The sequence below is a fragment of the Pedobacter sp. genome (genome assembly GCF_965279535.1).
In the GTDB taxonomy this organism is placed as follows: Bacteria; Bacteroidota; Bacteroidia; order Sphingobacteriales; family Sphingobacteriaceae; genus Pedobacter.
Genome location: NZ_OZ257244.1, coordinates 3,551,152 through 3,571,013, shown reverse-complemented (window position 1 = coordinate 3,571,013; position 19,862 = coordinate 3,551,152). Strand labels below are relative to the sequence as shown.

Sequence of the window (19,862 nt, the reverse complement as noted above, 5' to 3'; positions counted from 1 at the left end):
AATTCGGGGTGACGGATAACCTAAAAAACTACAAATGAGCACATTTAAAGTCGAAGGAAACATAGTCGATATCACCAAACGCAATATTTTCTTTGGCGAAATCGAAATCGAAGGCGGTAAGATCAAGTCTATCCATAAACATGACGATGCAAAGGAAAATATGCATTTTATTCTTCCCGGCTTTATTGACAGTCATGTGCACATAGAAAGCAGCATGTTAATCCCAAGTGAATTTGCAAGACTAGCAGTTGTTCATGGAACAGTAGCCACCATTAGCGACCCACATGAAATTGCCAATGTTTGCGGCATTGAAGGCGTAGAATTCATGATCGAAAATGGGAATAGCGTTCCCTTTAAATTTAATTTTGGTGCTCCAAGTTGTGTACCGGCTACAGTATTCGAAACTGCAGGTGCCGAATTGAACCATGATGATGTAGAAAGTCTTTTAAAGCGCCCGGAGATCAAATACCTTAGTGAAATGATGAATTTCCCGGGAGTAATCTATAAAGACGATGAAGTTTTACAAAAGATTGCTACTGCACATCGACTAGGTAAACCTGTTGACGGGCATGCGCCTGGTTTGCGTGGTGATGCTTTGCAACAATATATCCATGCCGGAATTTCTACAGATCATGAATGCTTTACTGCTGAAGAAGCCCTGGATAAATTGCAAAGGGGCATGAAAATCCTGATCAGAGAAGGCAGTGCGGCGAAAAATTTCGATGCTTTAATTGATTTATTACACGATTGGCCAAAGATGATCATGTTTTGCAGTGATGATAAACATCCTGATAGTTTAGTAGAAAATCATATTAATGCCCTTTGCGCAAGAGCTGTAGCCAAAGGCATTGATGTTTTCCATGTGCTTCGGGCAGCCTGTATTAACCCTGTTCACCATTACAAACTAGATGTTGGTCAACTCCATATTGACGATGCTGCAGATTTTATAGTGATTGAAGATTTAAAGGACTTTAAGGTAAAACAAACTTACATAGACGGGATTTTAGTTGCGCACAATGGCAGGATGGTTGGCGACTGGATTACTCATATCGAAGCTGAGGAGTCTGTAAATCATTTCGAATGTAGTTTAAAAAAAGAAACTGACTTCGCTTACCCATATTCTGGCCAACAAGAAATACCGCTTATAGAGGCATTAGATGGCCAACTCATCACCAGGAAACTTTCATTCCTTCCAAAAGTTATTACGGGAAATGCAGTAAGTGATGTAGATCGGGATATTTTAAAAATAGTAGTGGTTAACCGCTATCACGATGCCCCTGTGGCGGTTTCTTTTGTTAAAAACTTCGGACTAGAAAAAGGCGCCATCGCCTCTAGTGTAGCACATGATAGCCATAACATTATTGCTGTTGGAGCAGATGATCAGAGTATCTGCGATGCAGTAAACCTGGTGATCAAAGAAACAGGTGGTGTAGTAGCTTTAGGAAATGGTAAGGAAGAAGTTTTACCCCTTCCGGTTGCAGGCTTAATGAGCACGCAAAATGGATATGAAATAGCTGAGCGCTATACGTCTATAGATAACTTTGCAAAGGAATTAGGCTCAACGCTGGTCGCTCCCTTCATGACACTTTCGTTTATGGCATTACTGGTTATCCCACATTTGAAGTTAAGCGACAAGGGTTTATTTGATGGAGATGAATTTAAGTTGATTTAAACTAAAAAAAGGGAAATTGAATCGGAGGTTAGAAAGATAGCAAAGGCAATCTAGCAGAAAAAAGTCTTTCCAAAAGCCACGTACAAAATCTCACTATGATATACTTAATTCTTACTACCCGGCACCTTGTACTTTATACTTGCTACTTGATACTTGCTACTTTATACTCCATTGTTAGTACTCCCATACACTACTCAGCCAGAAACACCTCCGCCAAAGGATTAAACAGATAGATTCGCTTATCATCTAAACACACACAGCGATAGCGTTTTCTCATCCGCTCGCCTTTTGTAAATCGCCTGCCGTCTTTAATTTTAAAGGTTGTATGGATTGGCAATTGTTCCAGATGCAAGGTTTCTGTATTGTCGGTATCGTATTTTTTTAAAGCGCGTGATAAATGTAAATCCGAGCAACTTGAAGCAGCCGGGTTTGACATGTAATTATCAATCGCCTTATGGATATCGTTAGGAAAAATGTTCAAATCAAAAAATGGAACCATCATCCGCTGGAAATTCTTTTTCCACTCCGTCCCATGTGGCTTCACTTTATTTTTAAAATCGTTCCAGGTTAACAAATGCGCAAACTCATGAACGGTAGTCACCAAAAAAGCGTAATGGTTTAAATTGTAGTTTACGGAGATTCTATGGCCTTTGTCACCATAAGGATGACGGTAATCGCCCAGTTTAGTAGACCTTGTTTTTGAAATCTTAAATTCACACTGAAAGTAATCTATCCACTTCGCAATTAGCGGCGCTGCTGCTGCAGGCATGTACTGCGCTAAAACATCTGCTTTCTTCACAAATGCTAAGATAAAGATTTTTGAGATTTAACCACCGAGGGCACAAAGTTTTACACAGAGAAAACAGAGATAAAAGGGTAAGAATCAGCCAGAATTAATATCCGTTCACAATACGCTTAATGCCATCTTTTAATCTAAAAACATTAAAATTGATAAGCAGACCGTATCTATAACTACCAAGTTTTAAATAAGTTAATGTTTGTGCAAGATGAATATCTGTTAAACACTCAACACTTTTCAATTCTAAAACTAGCCTATTTTCAATTAATAAATCAATCCGATAGCCACAATCTAATCTTACATCTTCAAAAACAACAGGCATTACTTTTTCTTTTTCAACAAGGAAGCCGGCTTTCTTTATTTTGTAGTACAAACACTCTTGATAAACATTTTCCAAAAGCCCTGGCCCAAGTGCTGAATGAACATCAATGGCAAGCCGAATAATAGATTTCGTTAATAAATCCTCCTGCATAACTTTGTGTACTCAGTGAAATTCTCTGTTCTCTCTGTGGTTAACATTTTATGGATTCTTCCCTACTCTTCACTTGGAAACATAGAGGCCAATACCAGCTTAATCTCACCAAAAGAATAATCTTTACCTAAAAAATCTCTAATAGTGGCCATCGACTTTGTTTTCTGGCTTTCTACTGCGTTACTGATGTTTTTGATCTTATTGGCTTTAACCAGCTTGGCTACGTCTAACTGTTGAGTAGAAACGTAGTAAGCCAGATGTGTTTCTATTGTACCAACTGATAGCCCTCGCTCTTTGGCTATTTCAGCCAGATCCTTTCCCTGATTATATAAATCGAAAGTGATGAGTTTGGTGTCAGCCTTTGGTTCTTTTTTCTTTTTCTCAGTTGGTGATTTAACTTTTAAAGTGGTTCCTTTCAACTGAATTGCTTTTTGAAGTTGTTTGCTCCGCTCAGCCTCATTCAGCAATGCATCTGTATCCGCCTTATTAAACTCTTTTCCTTCTATTAATGCTTTAAGCAATGCTTTTCCCTTGTGGATTTTCTTCAATTGCTCATAAACCAAAATCTCTAATTCGAGTAATTCGGTAAGATAGGTTTTGATCTGCTTTTCCTCTTTTATCGCTTCGATCTGCTCCAAAAACCGGTCTGAAATTTCTTTAATCAGCGGATTAAAATACTTTAGTGCCGCCTCTACCCTAATGAGCACATTGTCTAAAGCATGATCATGCTGCTGAGTGAAAAGATTTTTAAGCTGATTGATAAAAGTATCTGCCGTTGCCGTAATTTTCTGGAAATCGGCATAAAGATTCATTGTCCATTCTTCATGACGTTGTTTGGCCGATTTACCCTCACTTTTATCGAAAGTTTGAGTATGTTCCTTAAGGTAATAACGCACAATATTTAAATCGAAAGCCGCAAACAGATATCCCTTTATAAATTCAATACTTTCTATACTAATCTGGGCGGTTAAAACCTCCGATGGTTGCTTGCTTTGCGAAAAATAATGCACATTCTGATCCTGCTGCAATCCGCTGTCCCGAAGTTGTGATGTTAACACCAAACCTTTCAAAGAGCGCAAACGCGACAAGGCTACATAAGCCTGCCCCGCAGCAAAAGCATCGCCAACGTCAATAATGGCTTTATCAAAGGTTAGTCCCTGACTTTTATGTACTGTAATGGCCCAGGCCAGTTTAATCGGATATTGGGTGAAAGAGCCGGCCACATTTTCCTGAATCTCATTAGTGGCCTCATCCAGCTTGTACTTTACATTTTCCCAGGTGTAGGGAGAAATCTGAATCACCAATTTATCTTCTGGCAATTCAACCTCGATCAGGTCTTTCTCAATATAGTGGATTATACCGATTTTACCATTGTAATATCTTTTTTCAGCCGTCATATCGTTCTTAATGAACATCACCTGAGCACCAACTTTCAGTTCCAGGTTTTTATCATTTGGATAGGCGTATTCATTAAATTCACCCTGAACCTTAGCTTCAAAAAAATAGGATTTGGTTTGTAGCTGGGTAAGCCGCTCGCGGTTAATTCCATCGGCTTTATTGTTGTGCGTTGTAAGCGTGATATAATTTTCATCCGCAGCAGGTTTAAAATCCCTTTTAAAATGCTGCTGCAACAACGCGGTATCTTCTGCCGTGATTTTATTATTTCGAAGGTTATTCAGCAAATCAATAAAAACGGCATCATCCTGCCGATAGATTTTATCCAGTTCTATATAAACCGGTGCGTTATTTTGCAGGGCCAGGGCATCGAAAAAGAAGATACTTTTGTAAAATCTGGCCATAATCCGCCATTCATCATTCTTTACTACAGGTGGGAGCTGGTGTAAATCACCAATAAAAAGTAGCTGAACCCCTCCAAAAGGCACATTTCTATTCCTGCGAACATATCTTAAAGCAAAATCAATGGCATCCAGCATATCTGCACGAAGCATACTAACCTCATCAATTACCAGCAACTCCAGCTCCTGTAACATGCGACGTTTATTACCCTGCATGTTTAGATGTTTTACCAGTGTTTTAGGCGTATTGAAGTTGAAAGTGATATTTTCATTGATTAAGGTTGCCGCAGCATCAGGAAAAAATGCACCAAAAGGAAGCTGAAAAAGTGAGTGTATGGTTGTCCCTGAAGCATTGATAGCCGCTATGCCGGTTGGCGCACAAATCAATGTCTTCTTATGCGTGAGCTTAATCAGTTTACGTAAAAATGTGGTTTTACCCGTACCAGCTTTACCTGTCAAAAAAACATGCTTGGAGGTATAATTAACAAATTTTGCCGCGATCTCAGCGGGCATAGAAGTTTCTTCTAAAATTGGCATCTACAATAAAATTTAGGTTTGCTTATTCTGAAGGGATAGTTAAAGCTAAACATTTTAGCACAAAAATAGGTATGATTTAAGAGAATATTGTAATAAAGTTCATTAGTCATTGGTTAAGTTGTTAATATATCAGGAGCGGACCTAATCTGAATTTGACAAAACAGTACACCAGGTAAAGTGCGTATCAGGAAGAGACAATATTTACTGTTAAACGCCTTAAAGCTCAATACTTGATACTGAATACAATGCAACAAATAACCATGCTTTTTCTTATCTTTGCGGCCTGATGAAACAACAATACCAATATCTTATCGCTGTTAAATTCCTTTAACCAGGTTTCATCATCCTTTATATCCTAATTTTATTATGCTTAACCCTGAAATAGAAAAACGTAAAACCTTTGCCATTATTAGTCACCCCGATGCGGGAAAAACTACTTTAACAGAAAAATTCCTGCTTTTTGGTGGTGCGATTAATACTGCTGGTGCGGTAAAAAGAAATAAAGCCAACCAAAGTAATACTTCAGATTTTATGGAGATTGAACGCCAAAGGGGAATCTCGGTAGCCACTTCTGTTATGGGATTTGAATACAGTGGTAAGCGCATTAACATTTTGGATACGCCTGGTCACAAAGATTTTGCTGAAGATACCTACAGAACCTTATCTGCTGTGGATAGCGTAGTTTTGGTGGTGGATTGTGTAAAGGGGGTTGAGGAACAAACAGAAAAATTAATGTCTGTTTGCAGGATGCGAAATACTCCGGTAATTATTTTTGTTAATAAAATGGACCGTGAAGGTAAAGATGCTTTCGATCTTTTGGATGAGATAGAAGAAAAACTATCCATCAGCCTTTGTCCCCTATCCTGGCCAATAGGTCAGGGACACACTTTTAAAGGTGTTTACAGCATTTATAACAAACACTTAAATCTATTCAACTCTGATAAAAGTAAGGTTACTGAATCGGTTGTTGCAGTAAATAACCTGGATGACAGTGCTTTGCTCGATTACCTTAAAGATACCGAAGTTCAAACATTGAAAGATGATGCAGAACTGGTAAATGGTGTTTATGGAGATCTTGACTTAAGTTTATATAAAGAAGGTTTGGTTGCACCTGTATTTTTTGGAAGTGCAATTAACAACTTCGGAATCAAGGAATTACTTGATACTTTTATCGACATTGCACCTAGTCCGAAACATCGTGAGGCAGAAGAACGCGACGTATTGGTGGAAGAAAAAAACTTTACCGGTTTTGTATTTAAAATCCATGCTAACCTCGATCCGAAACACCGTGACCGAATTGCTTTCCTGCGGATTTGCTCGGGCAAATTTGAGCGTAATAAATTCTATTACCACACCCGTCAGGATAAAAAACTGAAATTTAGCAACCCCATGGATTTCATGGCCAACGAGAAAAGCATTGTGGAAGAAGCATGGCCAGGTGATGTTGTGGGTTTGTATGATAGTGGAAACTTTAAAATTGGTGATACTTTAACTGAAGGTGAAAAACTGCAGTTTAAAGGCATTCCGAGCTTCTCTCCTTCTATTTTTAAGGAAGTAGAAAACATGGATCCGATGCGCACCAAGCAATTGGAAAAAGGCATTGAGCAATTAACCGATGAGGGTGTAGCGCAACTCTTTGTTATGCAACCCGGAAACAGAAAAGTGATTGGAGCTGTGGGGGAACTTCAGTTTGAAGTAATTAATTTCCGTTTGGAGCATGAATATGGCGCGAAATGCCGCTTCAGGACTTTGAGTTACAGTCGCTCGAGCTGGGTAAATTCTACTGATCGTAAAAAGCTGGACGAATTTGTAAAACGCAAACAAGCCCATATCGGGACAGATAAAGAAGGAAATCCAGTTTATTTAGCGGATAACGATTATATGATCAACCTTACCAAACAGGATTATCCTGATATTGAGTTCTTTAAAACCAGTGAGTTTAAATAATTAGTGATTGAATGAGAGATTGATTGAGTTTTGAATGAAAATTAGAAACCAGAGAGATCCTTCCTATGTTTACCATTACGCTTTGCTATTCACTTTTAGGCTGTAGCATTTACTTATTCCTTTATTAACAGTTGCAATAAGTGTGTGCCAGCCTGCTTCGGATTTAGGCGTCTGATTGCGCAAGCAAAACTATAAACGAAAAAAACCTCTTCAAATGAAGAGGTTTTTTAAAAAATTCTATTTCAATTTCTCGAGTGCCACTTTTATTCTTGGCATCATATCTATAATATCCTGTAAAGTACAGGCGCCTACAGAAGCCCTGAACCAAGGCATACTGTCTTCATTACCAAAAGCGGAGAACGGAACCAAAGCTACTCCAGCTTCTTTAATCAGGTAGAAGTTTACATCTGCGCTATCCTTTAAAACTTGTCCTTCAGGAGTGGTTTTGCCAATATAATCGATTTTAATCGTTAAATAAATAGCACCCATAGGCTCCACTGCATCAACTGCGAAACCTTCAGCTTTAAGCGACTGAAAACCTTCATAAAGGGCTGATAAGCTATCTTGAATTTTCGCTTTGAAGCTGGTTAAGAAACTATCTAATTCGGCGTTATCTGCAAAATATTTAGACATTGCTACCTGTTCTGCCTTAGGCGACCAGGCTCCCATATGGCCAACAAGGGCTTTCATTTTATCGATAATTGCTGCAGGACCAAAACCCCAGCCCACTCTCACTCCTGTTGCTGCTAAACATTTAGAACTTCCATCAACGAATACAGTATAATCGCGCATTTCCGGACGTAAGCTAACCGGATTTACATGTTCTACACCGAACGTAAGCAACGAATAAATCTGATCGTACATCATGTACAACGGCTTTTCATCTGCCCCACGCGATTTATTTTCTTCTAAAACCGCATCACAGATTTCTGCTAAAGATTCAGCTGTAAACATGGTACCGGTTGGGTTCAATGGCGAACACAGGGCCAGTAAAGTTGCACCTTTTAAATGTGGCTTCAACTGCGCCGCAGTAGGCATAAAATTATGTTCTGCATCGGTATCAACTGCAATCACATTAGCCGATGTTAAGTGACTGTAATGATTGTTATTCCATGACGGTGCAGGAAAAACTACGGTATCACCCGGATCAATTAATGCCAGATAAGTAGCATAAATCAATGGACGGGAACCTCCTGCAACTAAAATTTCGTTGTTTTTATATTCCAGGTTATAACGTTCTTTCAATACCTGAACAACGGTATCGCGCAAAGGCAAAATACCATCTGCTGGCGGATAATTGGTTTGATTTTGATTATATGCCTCTACAATACCAGCCTTTAAAGCTGTTGGAATTGGATAAATATTCGAATCAAAATCGCCAATGGTCAAATTCGCAATGGTTGCCCCCTTGCGTTTCATTTCATTCACTTCATTACCGATTTTTATAATCTCTGAGCCAATTAATGAGTTGGCAAGTACTGAAACTTTCATAGTTGTATTTTGAATGCTGAAAATCAGCAAATTTATAATGCTTTAATTATTTTTTGAAGTTCCTTAATATTAATGTTGCTCTCTTCAGATTTGTCATAAATGGTCAGCATATTAATAACTGTCCCTTCAGGATCATTTGAAACTAGATAGGTTATTATTCTGAAACCACCGCTCTTACCTTTCCCTTTACTTTTAACTGCAAGTCTAATTTTATAAAGACCTGCACCTAAATCGTTTCCTTGTAGAGGATTGTCCAGAAGGTTTTGCTCAAGTTCATAAAGATCTTCGAACAAACACAGCAGAATAAATAATGCTATTATTCATTAAATATCCTTCAAGCTTAAAGGCTTGCGCTTACCCTGCTGCATTTCTTTGATTTCCTTTAATGCTTGGGCAATTTCTGAAGTAATCTGACTTGTTGGATCAGCTTTAACTTTAGCACCAATTTTGCTAAGCAATTCTTTTACGAATCCAGCATCCTTATCTTCGATTTCTATTGTTAAAGTTGTCATAATTACAAAATTAGCAAAATTTTACTTAACTAAATCTTCTATCGCTTTATTCACTTTTTCGAAACCAAACTGGCTTAGCACTTCTTGCATTCCGGCCTGAATCTCGTCGTTGCAAAGGTTGCCAATACTTCCTTCATGCGTATGGTGTATTTCGCTTGATGGTGCAAAAGTACCGGTTTCAATCTGCTCACCTACAATTTTGTATGCTTCTCTGAAAGGAACCCCCTGCAAGGCCAGATCATTAACTACTTCTACACTGAAAAGGTAGTCGTATTTTTTATCCTTTAAAATATCATCCTTAATGGTAATGTTCTGAAACATAAAAGTGGCAATTTCCAGGCATTCATTTAAAGAGGTAATCGCTGGAAAAAGGTTTTCTTTCAGCAACTGCAAGTCACGGTGATAACCTGAAGGTAAATTCGTAATCATCATGGCAATTTCGTTTGGCAGCGCCTGTATTTTATTGCAACGTGAACGGATTAATTCAAAAACATCGGGATTCTTTTTATGCGGCATAATACTCGAACCGGTTGTTAATTCAGCAGGGAAGCTGATAAAACCAAAATTCTGATTAATGAATAAGCATACATCCATTGCCATTTTAGCCAGCGTTGCTGCAACTGCAGACATGGCCTGGGCTAAAATTCGCTCTGTCTTACCCCTACCCATTTGTGCATAAACTACGTTGTAATTCAGGCTTTCGAAACCGAGCAGTTGGGTGGTTAACGTTCTGTTTAGCGGGAAGGATGATCCGTAGCCTGCTGCAGAACCCAGTGGATTCTTATTGGTTATTTTCCATGCGGCCAGCATGAGTTCCATATCGTCTGCAAGGCTTTCCGCATAAGCACCGAACCATAATCCGAATGAAGATGGCATGGCAATTTGTAAATGCGTATAACCAGGCATTAACTTATCCTTATGGGTATTGCTTAGCTCGATAAGCTGATTAAATAAAGTTGTGGTTTGCATTACCATGTCTTCAATGCAAGACCTGAAAAACAACTTTAAGTCTACCAATACCTGATCATTACGTGAACGCCCGCTGTGGATTTTCTTACCTGCTTCACCGATTCGCTGTGTTAAAAGCCATTCTACCTGAGAGTGAACATCTTCCACGCTATTTTCAATGGTAAAATTACCGGCTTCTATCTCCGCATAAATATTTTTCAACTCTTGCTGAACCACTTTCAGTTCTTCAGCAGTAAGCAGATTAATGGTTTCTAACATTTGTGTATGCGCCAGAGAGCCCAATACATCAAATTTTGCCATTTGTAAGTCCAGTTCACGATCTTTACCTACCGTAAAGTTTTCTACAAACTGATTTACATCGATATTTTTTTGCCAAATTTTCATTTGATTTACGATTTTTGATTTACGATTTACGATTTTGATCGTTCCGTCGCAAAGTTATTATTGATGCGACAACAATAGAAAGTAATTCATTTCCCTCTTTCCAATTTCGCAATATTAAATCTTTTTTTTCAGGATTAAATTCTGCAAGCAGCTCCAAAAAAAACATGCTCTCATCGAGTTCTTCTTCTACAATTTTTAATTTATTAATAAAATCAGCAGTAGATTTCGCTCGACATGCAGCTCTATAATTTGCTCCAACAGAACTAGAACATCTCACCAATTGATTTGAATAGTTCTTATTAATTATGTTATATGGAAGATTGATGATGAGTTGACCAATCGAAACTGAATAAGCTTTGGTTCGTTGTTTTAAAATCTCGCTATTCATATTCGTAATTCGTCAATCTACAATCTAAAATCCCACCACCGGTTTCAACATATTCACATACCCCTCAACACCTTCTGCTACTTCTCTCACATATAAAAACTCGTCGGCCATATGCGAACGACCTGAAAAGCCTGGGCCAACCTTAACAGATGGAATATTTAATAAAGCCTGATCTGATGTAGTTGGTGAGCCGTAAGTACTTCTGCCCAAAGCTACACCAGCCAGTACCACCGGATGATTTTTATCTATAGATGAAGGTTTCAAACGGATCGATCTTGGCGTAACATCACAATCTACGTTGGCGCGGATAATTTCCAAAACCTCTTCATTAGTATAGGCATCGGTTACCCTGACATCTACCGTAAAGGTACAATTGGCTGGAACGACGTTGTGCTGAGAGCCTGCATTAATGATGGTTACAGTCATTTTCAAAGGCCCGAAAACCTCTGAAACCTTTGGAAACTGATAATTTCTAAACCACTCAATGTCTTTTAAAGCCTTGTAGATTGCATTTTCGCCCTCTTCTCTCGCTGCATGACCTGCTTTTCCATGAGATACACAATCTAACACCAACAATCCCCGTTCTGCAATGGCTAAATTCATTTCGGTTGGTTCGCCTACAATTCCGAATTCCAGCTCGCCCAAATCTGGCAGAACCAGTTCCAGTCCATTATTTCCCGATATTTCTTCTTCAGCTGTTGCGGCTAAACAGATATTATATTTTAAGTGATCTGCCTCATAAAAATAAAGGAAGGTTCCGATTAAAGACACCAAACAACCACCGGCATCATTACTGCCCAATCCGAATAACTTATCGCCTTCAATTGCAGCATCATAAGGATCGCGGGTATAGCCTGAGTTTGGTTTAACGGTATCGTGGTGCGAATTCAAAAGCAATGTAGGCTTACTTGCATCGAAATGTTTATTGTAGGCCCAAACATTGTTCATCTTCCGATGCGTTTTCACTCCCCTTTCTTCCAGAAACTGTGCTATTAAATTAGCCGTTCTATCTTCTTCCTTACTGAAAGATTGAATTCTGATGAGTTGCCTCAATAAATCTAGGCTTTCTTTTTGTATATTTTGTAGTAACATAGTATCAAGTAGTTGGTAACAAGTATCAGCCGGCTGTATAAAGCAAATCCATCTTCAACTTTTCTACCTTTTGCTTTCATTGTCCTATGATTTCAGACTTTTTATCCTTCCTTGGTATACAGATTTCCTGCTTTTAATGCGGAAAGCTTAATTCCTTTAATCAGCGAAGAGCTAAAACCATTGTGTTCCATTTCATTTAAACCGGCAATGGTACAACCTTTCGGCGAAGTTACCTTATCTATTTCTGATTCTGGGTGGGTTCCGTGTAATAAAAGCAAATCTGCAGCCCCTTTTGCCGTTTGAACAGCCATTTTCAAAGCCTCATCTGCATGGAAACCAATTTCAACCCCTCCCTGAGAGGCTGCCCTGATGGCTCTTAAAAAGAAAGCAATACCACAGGCGCATAAAGCTGTTGCCGAGGTCATTAAATCTTCGTTAATTTTAACAACCGAGCCTACAGTTTCAAACATACGGGTTACATCTGCAATGTTTTGAGCAGAAGCATTGTCGCTTGCCATACAAGTCATAGATTGGCCTATGGCAATAGCTGTATTCGGCATAACCCGGATAACTTCCACAGTATCCCCTAATTTTTCACGAACTGCTGCACAGCTCACTCCAGAAATTACAGAGATCACCAAATGTTTAGCCGGATCAATTACAGGTTTAATTTCATCTAACACAGTGTTTAACTGTTGAGGTAAAACGGCCAGAATAACGACTTCGGCATCCATAACAGCTTGTTTATTTTGGTTACTCACCTTAAAACCAGCAGCTGCAAATGATTGTAAATGATCAATATTTCTACGGGTAAGGGTAATATCTCCTGCCTGAGCAAAATCAGCTTTAACCAATCCCTTTGCTAAAGACAGGCCTATGTTTCCACTTCCTATAATGGCTATTTTTTTTGTCATGATTCTAATTTGGTTATACTCGTTGTTAATTGCTAAAATTTCATTCTGTTTTATCTACACATGAAAAGCAATGCCTGTACTACTAAGTTCCTGTAGCCCTGCTATCCGCTTCAAGTTTTATTCCCCGTTATTCCCTGACAAATAAAAGCTTTCCGCTTCTATCAGGTTTATGAAGCAAAGACGGCATAATGATCTTCCTTGTACCCTAAACCTATTTCAGCATTTTAGTACCAAAAGTACCGGTTGCCAGTTCGTTTAATTCATCGGCCTTGCCAATATAAACTGCTGCAACACCCTTTTTAATGGCTTCAAAAGCATTGTGTAATTTCGGAATCATTCCTCCTGCCACAGTACCATCAGCTTTTAATCCTTCAAACGCTTCTGCTTTAATTTCCCTTACTACAGAGTCGTCACTGTTCACATCTCTCAGCACACCTTTTTTCTCAAAACAATACACCAATTGGGTGTCATATAGGCCAGACATGGCTACTGCAACTGAGGAGGCAATGGTATCCGCATTCGTATTGAGCAGCTGTGAATCGCCATCATGTGTAATGGCACACAATACAGGTAATAAGCCTGCCTTAAGTAATGCATCTAAAGTTGTGGTAGAAACAGAATCTTCATTCAAATCGCCCACAAAGCCATAATCTATAGCTGTCCCAGTCCGTTTGCTGGCTTTAATCACATTTCCATCTGCGCCAGTTAAACCAATGGCATTACTGCCCTTGGCTTGCAATTGAGCAACCATATTTTTATTAATCAGGCCTGCATAAACCATGGTTACAATGCGCAGTGTTTCAATATCGGTAATCCGCCGGCCTTCAACCATTTTGGCTTCTATGCCTAACGACTCACTTAATTCAGTAGCAATTTTTCCACCACCATGAACCAGAATTTTATTTCCGGGTAAAGCTGTAAAATCTTCCAAAAACCGGTGAAGGTTCTCCGAATTATCAATTACATTTCCGCCAATTTTAACAATGGTCAGTTTTTCCATCATAGAGTTGTAAGTTATGGGGTATAAGTTGTAAGTCGCTGTCTTAAATCATCCGGCGCAACTCATAACCCAAACATATTTAATTTGAATAACATTAAAGTTCTTCCAGCATCGCTTTTATTACTGCCTGAGCAGCCCATAAGCGGTTTCCAGCTTCATGAATAACCAATGAGTTTGGTCCGTCTAAAATTTCTGATGAAAGCTCCAAATCGCGACGAACAGGCAAGCAGTGCATCACCTTCGCATCATTTGTAAATTTCAATTTATCGTTGTTCATCATCCATCCATCAGGATAAGTTAAAACTTTACCGTACTCTTTATAACTGCTCCAGTTTTTCACGTATACATAATCTGCACCAGCCAATGCTTCTTCCAGGTTATATTCGATTTTTGCTCCAGGGGTAAAGTCTTCCGAAAGCTCATATCCTTCTGGCTGTGCAATTACGAAATCGATCATTCCTTCAGTTTGTGCTTTACACATCCACTCGGCAAAAGAATTCGGAACAGCTTGTGGCAATGCCTTAACGTGCGGTGCCCAGGCCAAAACAACTTTTGGCTTTGTACCATCTGGCTTCTTAGTCCAGGTTTCGTGAATGGTAATAATATCAGCAAAACTTTGTAATGGATGACGGGTTGCACTTTCTAAACTCACTACCGGAACCGCGCAGTACTTCACAAACTTGTTGAAGAAATCTTCACTGTAGTCTTCCTCACGATTGTTTAGTTTCGGGAATGAGCGCAAGCCTAAGATATCGCAATATTGCCCCATAACAGCTGCAGCCTCACGGATATGCTCTACCGTAGTTCCATTCATTACCACGCCATCTTGCGTTTCTAATGCCCAACCTTCTTTATCCAAATTCATCACCATCACGTTCATCCCTAAGTTTAGAGCTGCTTTTTGAGTACTTAAACGGGTACGCAAACTCGGGTTCATAAATACCAATCCGAGGGTTTTATTTTTCCCTAAATCCTGGTGTGCATAAGGATTTGCCTTCAGTGCTAAGGCATCTGTTACAAATTGTTTGATGCTTGGTACATCATGTACGGAAGTGAAAAGTTTCATTTTTTAATGGTTAAAGACTAAATTCTAAGGCTGAAGTTTCCTGCAAATGCAAAAACAGCCTGAAATCCCTGTCAATTATTTCTTAAACATTTCAGCAAGCCAATTAGCTTTGCCTTAAGTTCATTATTTTGTATCGAAAAATTTATTACTTCACTAATTTCTCGAAAGCACCTAAAAACTCATCTGCATGCGCCTTAGTTAAATTTAATGCTGGCAATAAACGGATTACATTTGGTTTTGCTTCACCAGTAAAAATGTGGTGTGTAAACAGCAATTCCTTTTTAACATGCGCTAACGCTGCCGGCAGTTCAATACCGATCATCAAGCCGCGCCCGCGCACCTCTATAACCTGTTCAAATTGCTTTAACGCTTCGATCAGGTAGTTTCCAACCTCTTCGGCATTTTTCATCAGGTTATCCTGATCCATGATTTCCAATACCGCTAAAGCTGCAGCACAAGCCAAATGGTTACCACCAAATGTAGTACCAAGTTCGCCATGCCAAGGCTTAAATTTAGGTGCAATCGAAATTCCCGCTACAGGAAATCCGTTACCCATTCCTTTTGCCATGGTGTATACATCGGCTTCTACGCCAGCATAATCGTGCGAGTAAAACATTCCGGTACGGCCATAACCACACTGAACGCTATCAGCAATATAAACCGCATTGTACTCATCACAAAGCGAACGGATTTTTTGCAAGAAACTTTTTGAAGCTTCTTTAATTCCACCAACTCCTTGAATGCCTTCAATTATGACCGCAGCAATCTCATTTCCCTGTGCTTTGAATGTTTCTTCTAGAGCCACTTCATTGTTATGAGGCAAGAAAATAACATTTTCGGTTTGGTTAACCGGTGCTACAATTTTCGGGTTATCGGTTACTGCAACAGCCAAAGAAGTACGCCCGTGGAAAGCACCTGTAAATGCCACCACTTTCTTTCTGCCATTGTAAAAAGAAGCGAGTTTCAAAGCATTCTCATTCGCCTCGGCGCCTGAGTTACAAAGAAACAATTGATAATCCTTTTTGCCAGAAACTTCTCCCAGCTTTTCTGCCAGCTGAACCTGCAAAGGAATTTTTACCGAATTAGAGTAAAAACCAACTTTACTTAATTGCTCAGTAAGTCGATTTACATAATGCGGATGGGTGTGACCAATAGAAATTACGGCATGACCACCATATAAATCTAAATATTTTTGATCATTAGCATCCCAAACATTACTGCCTGATGCTTTTGTTATTTCTATATCGTTAAGGGGGTAAACGTCGAATAGTTGCATGTTATTAATTAGTTTTAAGTTGTACGTTTTAAGTTATAAGTCTGGGTGCCGGTTTAGTACGTACCTTGCTAATTAAACTAATTAGCATTGCTTTAACTTCATTAATACTACTTGATAAATTTAAAAACTGATCTTCAGTTAGGTACGATAGGTCTTTGGATAAAATCAAAAAATACTCCGTCTCATTCGCAGAACCTAAAGACATATTTAAAAAATTGGCTAAATCTGCTTGAGTATTTTTACCACAGCCTTCAGCAATATTAGCTGGTATCGATGCCGCAGCACGCCGCAATTGGTTAGTTAAGCTATAGGTCTCTTCTTTTGGAAAGGTAGCACTGGCCTTGTAAATACTAAGTGTAGCTTGGTGTGCTTTTTCCCACACTTTTAATTCTTTAAAATTTTGCATACACTTATTACTTAAAACTTACTACTTATCACTTAAAAATGAGCTGCCTTCAACCTCAATCCCGCCGTTTCATCAAGGCCAAACATCAGGTTCATATTTTGAACAGCTTGTCCGCTGGCTCCTTTTAAAAGGTTATCGATAATACTGATGATAAATAACTTACCATCGTGCTTTTCAATATGAATTAAGGCTTTATTGGTGTTAACCACCTGTTTTAAATCGATGTTTTTCCGGCTTACATGCGTAAAGGGATGCGCATTGTAATACTGTTCGTAAATATCCTGAGCCTCTTCCAGCGTTAAATCGCTATCTAAGTACATTGCTGCCAGAATCCCTCTGGTAAAAGCACCACGCTGAGGGATAAAACTCAAAGGCGCAGATAATTCAGGTTGTAACTGCACCAAGCTCTCGCCAATTTCATTCAAATGTTGGTGTTCAAAAGCCTTGTATACCGAAAGATTATTATTTCTCCAGCTAAAATGCGAAGTAGTAGACAAGCTTTGCCCAGCACCGGTTGAGCCGGTGGTGGCATTAATATGAACTTCATTATTAATCAGTCCCTTTGCTGCTAAAGGCAGTAATCCAAGTTGAATACAGGTTGCGAAACAACCAGGATTGGCAATATTATTAGCTGATTTTATGTTATCTCTGTTTAATTCAGGAAGCCCGTAAACGAATTGACGATCCTTGATTGAGGAATTACGATTTAACCTAAAATCTTGAGATAAATCAATGATTTTGATATTATCATTAATTGGATTAGCAACCAGAAACTTCTTGGCATCACCGTGTCCAACACATAAAAATAACACATCAATATCTTGAGGAATATCACTTGTAAATCTTAAATCGGTATCACCAATTAAATCAGTGTGTACATCAGAAATTAAATTTCCAGCATTACTTGTACTGTTTACAAAAGCGATTTCAACATTAGGGTGATTAACCAAAATACGTAACATTTCGCCTCCGGTATAACCTGCACCTCCAATAATTCCTGCTTTAATCTTATTCATTTTTTTATGTAATGGCTTAAACAATTTTCTTTTGAAAGGATCTCTATCATATTTTATTAATTGTCCTTCGACAAGCTCAGGATGACATTGTTAGAGAGATTGGCTTTCGGATTTCCTATCTTTCGGACTTTTTAAGCTTCTTCTCCGTTAACTTTATGCCAAATCATTACCTGGTTACCGAAGATTTTAGAGAAACCTTTAACGTCTTCACCAGACCAGGCGTTGTTCATTTCGCCGTAGCTGCCAAATTTATTGCTCATTAAATCGTGGTTAGATTCAATTCCGATAATCTGGAAACGATAAGGCAACAATTCTACAAACACTTTACCGCTTACTACTTTTTGTGTATCGCTTAAAAATGCCTCGATATTCCGCATAATTGGATCGTGGAATTGACCTTCATGTAGCCAGTTGCCATAGAAAGAAGATAATTGTTCTTTCCAGCTCAACTGCCATTTTGTTAAAGTGTGTTTCTCTAAAGTATGGTGCGCTTTAATGATGATAATTGGTCCGGCAGCTTCAAAACCTACACGGCCTTTAATACCGATAATGGTATCACCAACGTGGATATCTCTACCAATACCAAAAGGTTGCGCAATGGCTTGTAATTTTTGGATCGCCCTTACTGGTGCTAATTTTTCACCATCAATCGCCACCAACTCTCCTTTTTCGAATGTTAATTCGATTTTACGCGAAGCCGTTTCAGTAACCTGAGTTGGCCAGGCGCTTTCAGGTAAAGTATCATGAGAAGTTAAAGTTTCTTTACCGCCTACAGATGTACCCCACAAACCTTTGTTAATTGAGTATTGTGCTTTTTCCGCACTGTACTCAACACCATGCTCCTTTAAATATTCTATTTCCGCTTCGCGCGATAATTTCAAATCTCTGATTGGGGTAATGATTTCTACCTCCGGAATAAGGATATTAAAGATCATATCGAAACGAACCTGATCGTTACCTGCTCCGGTACTTCCATGAGCTACGTAATCAGCACCGATTTTCTTCACGTAGTTGGCAATGGCGGTAGCCTGGCTTACACGTTCTGCACTTACCGATAGAGGATAAGTTGCATTCTTAAGCACATTACCAAAAATTAAATACTTAATACAATCTTCGTAGTAATCTTCAGTTTCATCAACAACAGCATGAGAAACAACACCTAAAGCGTAAGCTCTTTTCTCGATTTCCTTTAATTCTTCGTCAGAAAAGCCACCAGTATTTACAATTACCGAGTGAACTTCAAGACCGCGGTCCTGAGCCAGGTAAATACAACAAAATGAGGTATCTAAACCTCCGCTAAAAGCTAAAACAACTTTTTTCTTCATGCTATTTATTAAATAAGAATGTAAATAAAAATAAAAGGGCCTTTAATCCAGATTTTGGTTTAGGCTTCACTACTAAGCGTTGCTTAATGCGCATAAAACGCTCATATAATTTGGGTTTCTTTTGCAGTTCTTCAGCAAATTTCTTTGCAGCCTCATGTTTTTGAGTGGCCGGATCGTAAAGCATAGCTGTACACATACAGTTCTTACGCTCCTTCATCTTCAAAATTTCGAAGTTTACACAGCTTTGGCAACCTTTCCAAAACTCTTCATCCTGCGTTAATTCTGAATAGGTTACGGGTTCGTAACCTAAATCCGAATTAATTTTCATTACAGCCAAACCAGTGGTTAAACCAAAAATTTTGGCTTTAGGATATAATGTTCTCGAGAGTTCGAAAATCTTTTCTTTGATGGCGTGTGCAAGACCAGCCTTACGGAATTCTGGCGACACAATGAGGCCCGAATTGGCCACAAACTGGCCATGGCTCCAGGTTTCGATATAGCAGAATCCTGCCCAGGTACCGTCTACATGGAACGCAATTACAGCTTTGCCTTCTTGCATCTTATTGGCTACATATTCTGGCGAACGCTTTGCGATGCCAGTGCCGCGCGCTTTTGCAGATTCTGCCATCTCGGTTACAATCTGTTCAGCAAATACACGATGTTCAGGGAGTGCAACCTGTACAATAAATTCGTTAATATTCATTAAATTTCTAACGAAAAAATAAAAGTATTCTTGTTAATTGGGTTTTTAGAGAGGATCAATTCCTCGTATCGCTTAGTATAGGGTACTAAATGCGTGG

At 39.0% G+C, this 19,862-nt stretch carries 19 protein-coding genes; 2 read left to right on the top strand and 17 right to left on the bottom strand.

Translation table 11 applies throughout. From position 1 onward, the window contains the following. Nucleotides 1-34 precede the first annotated feature (34 nt). Nucleotides 35-1,672 (top strand): adenine deaminase, encoded by a 1,638-nt coding sequence (gene ade / locus ACQY77_RS14535; RefSeq protein WP_421941437.1) that lies wholly within the window; start codon nt 35-37, stop codon nt 1,670-1,672. 190 nt (nt 1,673-1,862) lie between these two features. On the opposite strand, the gene ACQY77_RS14530 is transcribed toward ade, so the two are convergent. The 3 genes from ACQY77_RS14530 to ACQY77_RS14520 all read right to left on the bottom strand — a co-directional run bounded on the left by ACQY77_RS14530 (nt 1,863) and on the right by ACQY77_RS14520 (nt 5,276). After that, nucleotides 1,863-2,471, bottom strand: coding sequence for a SprT-like domain-containing protein (locus ACQY77_RS14530; RefSeq protein WP_421941438.1), 609 nt, complete (start codon nt 2,469-2,471; stop codon nt 1,863-1,865). A 94-nt stretch (nt 2,472-2,565) separates the two neighbouring features. Next, nucleotides 2,566-2,943 (bottom strand): GxxExxY protein, encoded by a 378-nt coding sequence (locus tag ACQY77_RS14525; RefSeq protein ID WP_421941439.1) that lies wholly within the window; start codon nt 2,941-2,943, stop codon nt 2,566-2,568. 62 nt (nt 2,944-3,005) lie between these two features. After that, nucleotides 3,006-5,276: a helix-turn-helix domain-containing protein gene (locus ACQY77_RS14520; protein ID WP_421941440.1), complete on the bottom strand. Its 2,271-nt coding sequence runs from the start codon at nt 5,274-5,276 to the stop codon at nt 3,006-3,008. Nucleotides 5,277-5,642: 366 nt separating this feature from the next. Here ACQY77_RS14520 and ACQY77_RS14515 point away from each other — a divergent pair, with 366 nt between their 5' ends. Continuing rightward, nucleotides 5,643-7,223 carry a peptide chain release factor 3 gene (locus tag ACQY77_RS14515; RefSeq protein WP_421941441.1) on the top strand — a complete coding sequence of 527 codons (1,581 nt, stop codon included), beginning with the start codon at nt 5,643-5,645 and terminating at the stop codon, nt 7,221-7,223. A 237-nt stretch (nt 7,224-7,460) separates the two neighbouring features. On the opposite strand, the gene ACQY77_RS14510 is transcribed toward ACQY77_RS14515, so the two are convergent. The 14 genes from ACQY77_RS14510 to ACQY77_RS14445 form a co-directional block, all read right to left on the bottom strand. Next, entirely contained in the window at nt 7,461-8,714 is a 1,254-nt protein-coding gene (locus tag ACQY77_RS14510; protein ID WP_421941442.1) for a pyridoxal phosphate-dependent aminotransferase, read from the bottom strand. 32 nt (nt 8,715-8,746) lie between these two features. Beyond that, entirely contained in the window at nt 8,747-9,007 is a 261-nt protein-coding gene (locus ACQY77_RS14505) for a type II toxin-antitoxin system RelE/ParE family toxin (protein ID WP_421941443.1), read from the bottom strand. Between the two features lie 30 nt (nt 9,008-9,037). Further along, nucleotides 9,038-9,226 (bottom strand): hypothetical protein, encoded by a 189-nt coding sequence (locus ACQY77_RS14500; RefSeq protein ID WP_421941444.1) that lies wholly within the window; start codon nt 9,224-9,226, stop codon nt 9,038-9,040. 21 nt (nt 9,227-9,247) lie between these two features. Beyond that, nucleotides 9,248-10,579: an argininosuccinate lyase gene (gene argH, locus ACQY77_RS14495; RefSeq protein ID WP_421941445.1), complete on the bottom strand. Its 1,332-nt coding sequence runs from the start codon at nt 10,577-10,579 to the stop codon at nt 9,248-9,250. Between the two features lie 19 nt (nt 10,580-10,598). Further along, nucleotides 10,599-10,967 (bottom strand): four helix bundle protein, encoded by a 369-nt coding sequence (locus ACQY77_RS14490; RefSeq protein WP_421941446.1) that lies wholly within the window; start codon nt 10,965-10,967, stop codon nt 10,599-10,601. A gap of 24 nt (nt 10,968-10,991) precedes the next feature. Further along, nucleotides 10,992-12,059: a M20 family metallo-hydrolase gene (locus tag ACQY77_RS14485; protein WP_421941447.1), complete on the bottom strand. Its 1,068-nt coding sequence runs from the start codon at nt 12,057-12,059 to the stop codon at nt 10,992-10,994. A 101-nt stretch (nt 12,060-12,160) separates the two neighbouring features. Then, nucleotides 12,161-12,973, bottom strand: coding sequence for a pyrroline-5-carboxylate reductase (gene proC, locus ACQY77_RS14480; RefSeq protein WP_421941448.1), 813 nt, complete (start codon nt 12,971-12,973; stop codon nt 12,161-12,163). A 211-nt stretch (nt 12,974-13,184) separates the two neighbouring features. Beyond that, nucleotides 13,185-13,973: an acetylglutamate kinase gene (gene argB / locus ACQY77_RS14475; RefSeq protein WP_421942378.1), complete on the bottom strand. Its 789-nt coding sequence runs from the start codon at nt 13,971-13,973 to the stop codon at nt 13,185-13,187. A gap of 94 nt (nt 13,974-14,067) precedes the next feature. After that, the gene (locus ACQY77_RS14470; protein ID WP_421941449.1) at nt 14,068-15,039 is read right to left on the bottom strand and encodes an acetylornithine carbamoyltransferase; all 972 of its coding nucleotides are present in this window, start codon (nt 15,037-15,039) and stop codon (nt 14,068-14,070) included. A gap of 145 nt (nt 15,040-15,184) precedes the next feature. Next, a complete protein-coding gene (locus tag ACQY77_RS14465) occupies nt 15,185-16,315 on the bottom strand; it encodes an aspartate aminotransferase family protein (RefSeq protein ID WP_421941450.1) in 1,131 nt (376 codons plus the stop codon). A 28-nt stretch (nt 16,316-16,343) separates the two neighbouring features. Further along, nucleotides 16,344-16,721, bottom strand: coding sequence for a four helix bundle protein (locus ACQY77_RS14460; RefSeq protein ID WP_421941451.1), 378 nt, complete (start codon nt 16,719-16,721; stop codon nt 16,344-16,346). A 32-nt stretch (nt 16,722-16,753) separates the two neighbouring features. Continuing rightward, the gene (gene argC / locus ACQY77_RS14455) at nt 16,754-17,737 is read right to left on the bottom strand and encodes an N-acetyl-gamma-glutamyl-phosphate reductase (RefSeq protein WP_421941452.1); all 984 of its coding nucleotides are present in this window, start codon (nt 17,735-17,737) and stop codon (nt 16,754-16,756) included. A gap of 131 nt (nt 17,738-17,868) precedes the next feature. Then, complete coding sequence (argG, locus tag ACQY77_RS14450) at nt 17,869-19,062, bottom strand: argininosuccinate synthase (protein ID WP_421941453.1); 1,194 nt, start codon at nt 19,060-19,062, stop codon at nt 17,869-17,871. 1 nt (nt 19,063) lies between these two features. Continuing rightward, nucleotides 19,064-19,765, bottom strand: coding sequence for a GNAT family N-acetyltransferase (locus ACQY77_RS14445; RefSeq protein ID WP_421941454.1), 702 nt, complete (start codon nt 19,763-19,765; stop codon nt 19,064-19,066). Nucleotides 19,766-19,862: the final 97 nt, after the last annotated feature.